The following is an 8,100-nucleotide window of genomic DNA, read 5'->3' on the forward strand; positions in this document are numbered from 1 at the left end:
TGCCATTGATTCGCAGTAGCACGCCGAGTATAAGGTGGCACCAACGCAAGCCACATCGGCAAACTGGCAAAGGAAGATTGCAACGATGCAATATCAAGTCACCCACAGTGACCTGCACCTGGTGCTGGCACTGGTGCGCGGACGCACCCTGGCCAGGGCCGCCGAGCAACTGCAGGTGGACGTCTCGACGGTGTTCCGGGCGATCCGCAAGCTGGAGGCCAACCTGGAAGTCGCGCTGTTCGACAAGAACCGCCGCGGCTACACCCCCACCGAAAGCGCCAAGGCGATCGCCGAGCAGGCCGAACGGGCCGAGCAGGCGCTGGAGACGGCGCGCATCGCCCTGGCCCATGGGGAAAACGTCATCAGCGGCACGGTGCGCCTGACCTGCACCGATGCGGTGCTGCGCAGCCTGCTGCTGCCCGGGCTCTCGACGCTGATGCCGCGCTACCCGGCCATTTCCCTGGAGATCGCCACCTCCAACAACTTCGCCAGCCTGAGCCGGCGTGACGCGGACATTGCCCTGCGCCTGTCCAACTCGCCCCCCGAGCACCTGGTGGGACGGCGCCTGGGCAAGAGCTCCTACTTCGTCTGCGGGCACGCGAGTTTTCGCGAGGGCTATCGGCAGTCACCCACCGAGCAGCCCTGGATCGCCCCGAACGACTCCCTGGCCGAGCATATCTCGGTGGTATGGCGCCAGCAGGTCTACCCTGGTCTGGTGCCACGCTATCGTTGCAGCAGCATGTCCTCGGTCGGCGGCCTGGTCGGTGCCGGCCTGGGCGTGGCGGCCCTGCCCGACTTCATGGTCAACAGCCTGGAAGGCGTGGAACGGCTGAGCGGGCCGCTGGAGGGGTGCGATACGGATATCTGGCTGCTGACGCGGCCGGACAACCTGTCGTTGCGTTCGGTGCAGATTTTGTTCGATGAGATGGCCAACCTGCTCAGGGGCATGATCGAAACCGGCGGGGCGCAGTAGACAACTGGCCGGTCACGCGGATGGCGCGCAGCGCCTTACAGGTACTTGGTGATCTGCCGGAACTCTTCCAGCGGCGCCCTTTCGCCATCGGCCAAGGCACCGACGGCGTGCTCCAGGCAATGGTCGATATGATCCTGGATCAGCGTACGCTTGGCCTGGCAGACCGCCTTTTCGACCGCGTGCAGTTGCTGGGCGATATCCACGCAGGCACGGCCATGCTCGATCATCGTGACAATGCTGCGCAGGTGACCTTCGGCGCGCTTGAGGCGCTTCACGATGGCCTCATGCGATTGATGCGTGTGGTCATGCGGCGGTGTGGGTTGGCTCATGGCACGGTCCGGCGGGAATAATCACCCAGTATCCCCCAAGGAGGGGTTGCTCTCCAAGCTCAAAGCAAGTCGATGCCGAATCGACGCAACACCAGGGCGAACAGCAGGAACGCCGCCAGGCTGATCAGGATCCCGACCAGCAGCGCCCACCAGAACCCCAGCCGCACCAGCAGCAGCGGAAACACCAGGAACATCGGCAGCGTCGGCACGACGTACCAGAAGGTGTACCAGGCATGATTGGCGATCTTTTCCGGGCTCTGCTGCTCATAGTACAGCCAGATCAGTGTCAACAGCGTCACCAGCGGCAGCGCCGCAACCAGCCCGCCCAGCCTGTCACTGCGCCTGGCGAACTCCGACACCAGCACGACGATGGCGGAGGTGACGAAGTACTTGGTGAGTAGCCAGGTCATGGGCTTGGCGTCCGGGGGCGTAGTAGCTTGGGAATACCCTCATCCTATCCCCCCAGGGGGGATACCTCAATACCTATCGACACTGATGGGAAATTGGGACGTGGGAAATTGGGACGGACTTATTTTTATAAGTACGGCAGGTGTAAAAGTAAGCCTTCTCCCGTCTTCCAAATATATGCTACGCCAGGCTCTGAAAATGTATGCCGGAGGTAAGCTGCGATGAGTCCTTCCACCATGGTTGGCGATTGCGATGAGGTATTCACTGGCGTGCTCACGACACGGGAAGTCTGCCAAGTGCTGCGAGATGTCGTTCTTGGACGACGAACGATGATGAGAGCCGGCAGACAAACCGGGAACGGGGTCGACACCGGCCACTTTGCGGTCGATGTCGAGGGGTGGCGAATCACGATTTGCAACGATGGCGATAAGCTCGACTATTGCGAGCAGACTCAGAGCCCGGATGGGAGAACGTGGCAGCTCGCGCCTGGAGATCGATACGGGACTGATCCCATTGCCCTGCTCAGCACCTGGGAGCACAGGGTGCTGGAAGGACTACTGAGAGCGCTTTGATCGCAATCCTGCTCTCTTACCCTACCCCCTTCCTGTGAGCCACCCCATATTCTGGTAAACTCCCCCATTCAGCCCCACGCCACTCAAGCCAGCGCCCTACCCATTCGCGCCGGCCGCGCCCACAGCGACCGATTTTCCATGCCCTTGAACGACGTTACCTCCTCCCGCCCCGAGCCCTCGCGCCGCTTCAGCGTGGCGCCGATGATGGATTGGGCAGATGCTTCCTAGAGCCCCTTATTTACAAGGCCTACAAGCGACTCCCTCAAAGTTCGTACCATTTTTGTACCACCCACCGGCCTAATGGAGGGTACATGAAGAGCCGCGCATGGCTCGAAGTTGATATTCAGTGACAGCCTGAAACAGTGACTCAGTCTGCATACGTAGTTTCCCAGCCGAGGCGCCACTGGATTTCGCAGCCTCGTAACGTCGCAAGCCGTCAACAGCACTGGATCCACAACTCACTCGCTGATCCCCTTATCCAGCTCTCGCCTCATACCCACCACCGCTCTCCATACCAGATTTCTAAAGACTCAATACTTTCACCTCGAACCAGAGCAACTCCTTGCTCCAACATACCATCAGATGACAAACAGCCTTTCCAGGCGACGTGTCTGCCATCGAGGTGGGGGGGGTGAGGCAAATGAGGTGAGGTACAGCTCCCCACTTTAGGCAATGTTGAACCAATCTTGCACAGTTCACATAGAGTAATTTTAGGGCATATGAGTAATTAAGGCCCGCGAGAAGGCGGACAACTAAACAGTCCGCCATAGCGTTAAGAGAAACGCACACAGTCACCAGAGAACTCTAAGGACTCATTGGATGTTCCGACACCGAATGACTCTAAGAACTTCTTGGCGAATATGTCTTTAGGCCCTTCCTTGCCTTCCTCTTTGTTCATAACTCTGGATATGGAGCTTACAAACAGATCCGCAATCTGCATAAGTGGAGAAATGGATGAGTCCTCGGACTCGACGAGGTCAATATAGACATTGTCGTCAAATAGGGCTTTGGCGGCATTTTTTAGCTGAAGTTCTATTTCCATAATAGATATCTTGTCCTTCGACTCCTCCTCGGAATCCTTTCTGAATTGCAGATTGCGAGGTAAAACAGCCCGACCTGATTTGTTTTCCTCCTTGATACCCAAAATTGTCATATGGTAGAACATTTTTACCAAGGTATCGTCAATATTTTTAAGCCCACGGCGCTCGACTGCTAAGCCTTTGAAAGAGACGGCTTCGGAGTTCTGCACAATTGCGCCAAGAAGTTGTAGGTAAGTGTCAACATTGCCGACATTGATATCCTTAAAGTGCATTTCACCCTTGAAGTTGAGCTGTTCCTTTTTTTGGTTAATGGCACGAGTGATTTTCATCGTATCATAACTACGTAGGACCCATAGACTACCTACAAGCAGATATTTGCTGGTTTTTCCACTTTCGTCGGCGTATATGCAATAAACAGGGTGTGCCGGCCTAGCGTCGAGAATGCGTTGTTTCTCTTCCTCCTCTAGCTTTCCTCTGGCTCGCCTTACTTCAGGCGAAGCGATGAAAAGTCCGTGAGTATTCTGAACCAGGGCACGACACCGAGCAATCGAGTGAAGCCTTTCAAGATCTGGATAATGCTCAATTAATATATTGCCGCCGCTGTATAAATCCGCCTGAAATGTTTTCCAGTAAAGGAGTTGACACTGAATATCCGAGTCGCGTGCTCGAGGATAGTGATTCAAGATCCATGCTACTCGATCAATGACACGCGCTGGGCTATTGCCAGCTATCGCAGAAATGATTCTGCTTTTCTCAGCTTCATTTTTAGCCTTGATTGCGAGGCCTTTAAGCTCCTGCTCATCATCCGGGTCAAGCTCAACCTGCTGGTTCATCCGTCAGCGTCCTTGTTTGGTGGCTAGCTGCCATCAATACGACCCTAGAGGTGTGTCGTCAATAGGCGGTTTACATTTAGTCGAAATAACTATAAGAGCAAGCGATAGGCAACCCAGACGATGGGCAATATAAAACGTTTCTTACCAATATAGCAGGCGCTTTCCCACCAGCCCCAGAAGCCTGATCCGACTGTTCGTCGACTCGATTAGCACACCTTTCGCGCAAGAATTACTGTATACACATACAGCATTCACGGCGCACACCCAGCATGATCAACCCTCGCACCAAAACAGAATGGCTTGCCTACTGGCAGCAGCACCTCGACAACCACCAGTCGCGACTGGATAACCCCGAGGCGCACCGAATCATCTGTCTTGATATCAGCAGGGAAATGGCCGCCGCGCAGATCATCGATCCGCTCGAGAAACTAGAGATGGACGAGATCGCTAACGCCGCGTACTGGCATGCCGTTGAAACCTTGATTGACTGCGAACCAGCCTTCATGACGGCCGGTTTCTACGACTTGGTGCCACGACATGGGGGACCCGCTATCGGCAAAATCAGCACTATGATCTATTACCCGGACGCTACCGAGGAGGAGCTAGGGCCATGGGCCGCACAAGTGATCACTGAGAACGGAACACGCAGACTGGTGTTTCGCATCAACGCCGAGGTCTGGGATATGAATGGGCTCTCGGTAACAAGGCCGGACGGCAGCGTCTACGACTTGGTACTGATCGGCCAACGCATCAACGGCCGGGAGTACTCAAACATCGATGATCCTGATGCATACCGAGCGTTAGCCGATACCGCCCAGATCGCCTTGGAGAACCACGACTTCGGAGCCTACCAACGAGCGCGCCCCCTGCTGGCCGCTGCAGCATTCACAAAATGCCCTACATGCATGGATAGATTCGCGCTCAGTGACGACTGCCACAAATGCAAAGGCCGAGGCTTCACCCGTAGAAAAAGCTATTGAAACCTAATCACTCCCGCTCCTTGCCCTTAAGAACTAACGGATGGTTATCACAGTAACGAGCCCGACCATCCTCGACCAACTGATCTATCTCAAATTCGTGAAGTTCCTCAATATACAATTTTCCATCCAGCAGTTTTTGCCCTCCACGAAACACGACATCATAGCCCTCATCTATTTTCATCCGTTCCACCCCAGCAAAATCACACAAGTTATCATAGTAACCTTTCAAATATCGAATCGCCGCAAGAGCCTCAAGAGTAGTAGTACCCAAAATTATACAATCGTAATCTTCTGATTTAGACTTAATCTGCACCCCTTTCAAAAACAAGTCATTTGATATTTCCGGAATAGCAAGAGCTTCAGACGCCAAATACATATCATTACAGGCATTGATGTACAGATTCAGCAACCCAATACTTCCACCCTCCCCACGCAAAAGACCATTGAGAAACTTTGAGGCAGCGAGAATTCTATTTTCAACATAATTAAAGTAATCACGCTTTACTTTAGGAAACCCCTTCTCCGGAGCCCCACTAAAGAATCGAACATGTAGAACCGGATGAATCCTGTAAGAAAATGTAATTACATCTAAATACCTAACCTCCCCCAAGGCAGAAAAGTATCCGAGCATCTCTTTTCGGTGAGTGTAGAAAGCATCCACATTATTTTTAAAACTAACGACTTCGATCTGCCTAGCGGTTTGCCTAGTCGAATGAAACCTGGCAATCAATCCAGTTAACGGCAAAGATATCGAAACCACACCTAACGACAACAAACTAATCTCAACAAATTTCTTATAACCGCTCAAAGAAAGATCAACCTGGTACTCTGGCCACACCCACATACCGAGTGAAATCGCGATAAACAAGGGTGTCAAGATGGACAACCATAGCAAACCTTGATTAATTAATCCCTTTTCGCTATCAAGAACAAATATTGACTTACACCTATCAACAGGCGACTCACCGACCCCAAACAAACTAACCACAACAAAAACAGAAAGCACCACCGGAACGGCCAATGTCAGCACCAACAAGAACCCTTCAAACATACTATATCCCTACATTAATCCCACATTAATAGCCACTAGTACGATTCAACAGCAGTGTACATCAACCTCATCTGTCGCATAATCGTAACCCCAAGAAACGTTAAAACAACAAGCCAAACACCTCAGGCTCCCAGTTCATGATCACCAACTCCCCCGTCACCTCGGCCTTTCCCTGCCGCTGATTGGCCGTGGTGTAGCGGATATCCACCGTCTCGAAGTGGAAGCTCTCAAACACCCGGCGGATGTCCGGATGGTCGTTGATGCTGACCATCACCTTGCCCTTGCAGCGCCGCATGAAGTCAGCCATCCGCTCATACTCCTCGAACGGGAAATCAACGCCATAGCCGGCGGTCTGCCAGTAAGGCGGATCCATGTAGTGGAAGGTATGCGCCCGATCGTAGCGCTCGGCGCACTCAAGCCAGGGGAGGTTCTCGACGTACGTGCCGGCGAGACGCTGCCACGCGGCCGAGAGGTTCTCCTCGATCCGCAGCAGGTTGATGGCCGGCCCGGTGGTCGCGGTTCCGAACGTCTGGCCGGAGACCTTGCCGCCGAACGCGTGCTGCTGCAGGTAGAAGAACCTGGCCGCGCGCTGGATGTCGGTCAGCGTTTCGGGGCGTGTCATCTTCTGCCACTCGAAGATCTGCCGGGACGACAGCGCCCACTTGAACTGGCGCACGAACTCTTCGAGGTGGTTCTGTACAACGCGGTACAACGTCACCAGGTCGCCGTTGAGGTCGTTGAGGACCTCCACGGGCGCGGCCTGGGGACGCATGAAGTAGAGCGCAGCACCGCCGGCAAATACTTCGACGTAGCATTCATGGGGAGGAAAGAGAGGGATGAGGCGGTCGGCCAGGCGGCGTTTGCCGCCCATCCAGGGAACAATCGGAGAGGACATTGATAGCAAGACCTTTACTGTATAGATAAACAGGTGCTAGGCTCCTCGCGCTTTGTGCACGAAGCAGGAGCCTTGGCTGGACCTTGCAGGGATCAGCTGCGGGGGACGGCGGTCGGTTTGGGTGCAGCAACACCCAGACCGGCCGCTCCTTTTATTGCGGGGTTGAAACTTCCTTCACATAGGCCTGGCAGGCCTGCAGCGCGATCAGTCCTTGATCGCCGTCGTCGGTGATTCCGACAATTCGTTGAGCATGCGCCGGGTCAAGTCGGGCTCGCGGGGCTGCATGAACCATGCTGCCGGCGGCGGGGGTGGTTGGCACCGCACATCCGACGACGGGGTCGCTCCGATCGAGGAGGACTGACAGCCGCAGATCGGCAGTAGCGAGGCGATCACGCAGGCGAGCCTGATTCTGTTGCACATCATTCATTTCCTTCGCGTGGGTCTGGTCACTGGCCTGAAGCCGCTGCTCCAGGGCCAGGCGCTTGTCCTGCTCGGCACGCTGCAGCGCGGCCAAGGCGCGGGACTGTTCGTTGAGCGCTTCCGCCTGCAGTCGAGCTTGCTGCTCCAGCTGCTGGCCATAGCGCCAGTTCTGAACCTGCCATGTCGCCACCGCCGAACCACCGGCCACCAGGGCCAGCAGAACGACAAAGGCCACCAGGCGGTAAGGTGCCGGGATCAGCTCGAGGAGGCGCATAGCACCGCCCTCGCCCGCGCCCAGATCTGCAGGCGATCCTCCAGGCCGTTCAGGCCGCCATTGATCCGGCGGGTAATGCTGTTGAACTGGTCGGCATCGGCCAGCTCGTTGAGCCCCTGCTGCTGCCAGAACCACGCGGCCGACTCGGCGGCCCACTGTGGCTGTTCGAGCAGCTCCGGCTGCTGCAGCAGGCGCTCGTCGCCAAACAGCGCGAGGCTGCACTGGCGATAGTTGGAACGGCCGGTGATCTGGATCAGCCCGCGACCGCGATAGCGCTGGCCATCACCATCAGCGGCCGGCGTATTGCCCAGGCGAGCAGCGAGGG

At 55.6% G+C, this 8,100-nt stretch carries 10 protein-coding genes; 3 read left to right on the forward strand and 7 right to left on the reverse strand.

Annotated features, from left to right (window positions below):
• The first annotated feature begins 85 nt into the window (after positions 1-85).
• Positions 86-973, forward strand: coding sequence for a LysR family transcriptional regulator (locus PF66_RS20690; protein WP_054056583.1), 888 nt, complete (start codon positions 86-88; stop codon positions 971-973).
• A gap of 35 nt (positions 974-1,008) precedes the next feature.
• Here PF66_RS20690 and PF66_RS20695 read toward each other — a convergent pair whose 3' ends face one another.
• Entirely contained in the window at positions 1,009-1,302 is a 294-nt protein-coding gene (locus tag PF66_RS20695; protein ID WP_054056584.1) for a metal-sensing transcriptional repressor, read from the reverse strand.
• A gap of 59 nt (positions 1,303-1,361) precedes the next feature.
• Complete coding sequence (locus PF66_RS20700; protein ID WP_054063705.1) at positions 1,362-1,712, reverse strand: DUF3147 family protein; 351 nt, start codon at positions 1,710-1,712, stop codon at positions 1,362-1,364.
• A 234-nt stretch (positions 1,713-1,946) separates the two neighbouring features.
• Here PF66_RS20700 and PF66_RS34005 point away from each other — a divergent pair, with 234 nt between their 5' ends.
• Positions 1,947-2,282 carry a DUF7693 family protein gene (locus tag PF66_RS34005; RefSeq protein WP_425357910.1) on the forward strand — a complete coding sequence of 112 codons (336 nt, stop codon included), beginning with the start codon at positions 1,947-1,949 and terminating at the stop codon, positions 2,280-2,282.
• Positions 2,283-3,054: 772 nt separating this feature from the next.
• Here the strand turns inward: PF66_RS34005 and PF66_RS20710 are convergent.
• Entirely contained in the window at positions 3,055-4,155 is a 1,101-nt protein-coding gene (locus PF66_RS20710; protein WP_054063707.1) for a DUF3800 domain-containing protein, read from the reverse strand.
• A gap of 269 nt (positions 4,156-4,424) precedes the next feature.
• Between PF66_RS20710 and PF66_RS20715 the strand changes: the two genes are divergently transcribed.
• Positions 4,425-5,135: a hypothetical protein gene (locus PF66_RS20715; RefSeq protein WP_054063708.1), complete on the forward strand. Its 711-nt coding sequence runs from the start codon at positions 4,425-4,427 to the stop codon at positions 5,133-5,135.
• 7 nt (positions 5,136-5,142) lie between these two features.
• On the opposite strand, the gene PF66_RS20720 is transcribed toward PF66_RS20715, so the two are convergent.
• From PF66_RS20720 to PF66_RS20735, 4 genes are all read right to left on the reverse strand, one after another.
• Complete coding sequence (locus PF66_RS20720; protein WP_054063709.1) at positions 5,143-6,186, reverse strand: hypothetical protein; 1,044 nt, start codon at positions 6,184-6,186, stop codon at positions 5,143-5,145.
• A 100-nt stretch (positions 6,187-6,286) separates the two neighbouring features.
• Positions 6,287-7,081, reverse strand: a complete 795-nt coding sequence (locus tag PF66_RS20725) for a DNA adenine methylase (protein ID WP_054063710.1) — start codon at positions 7,079-7,081, stop codon at positions 6,287-6,289.
• Between the two features lie 151 nt (positions 7,082-7,232).
• Entirely contained in the window at positions 7,233-7,775 is a 543-nt protein-coding gene (locus tag PF66_RS20730; RefSeq protein ID WP_054063711.1) for a lysis system i-spanin subunit Rz, read from the reverse strand.
• Positions 7,757-8,100: glycoside hydrolase family 19 protein (locus tag PF66_RS20735; RefSeq protein ID WP_342633326.1), on the reverse strand; the 344-nt coding region annotated here is incomplete at its 5' end. The genes PF66_RS20730 and PF66_RS20735, both read right to left, overlap by 19 nt.

It is taken from the genome of Pseudomonas asplenii (assembly GCF_001293465.1).
Taxonomy (GTDB): domain Bacteria; phylum Pseudomonadota; class Gammaproteobacteria; order Pseudomonadales; family Pseudomonadaceae; genus Aquipseudomonas; species Aquipseudomonas fuscovaginae_B.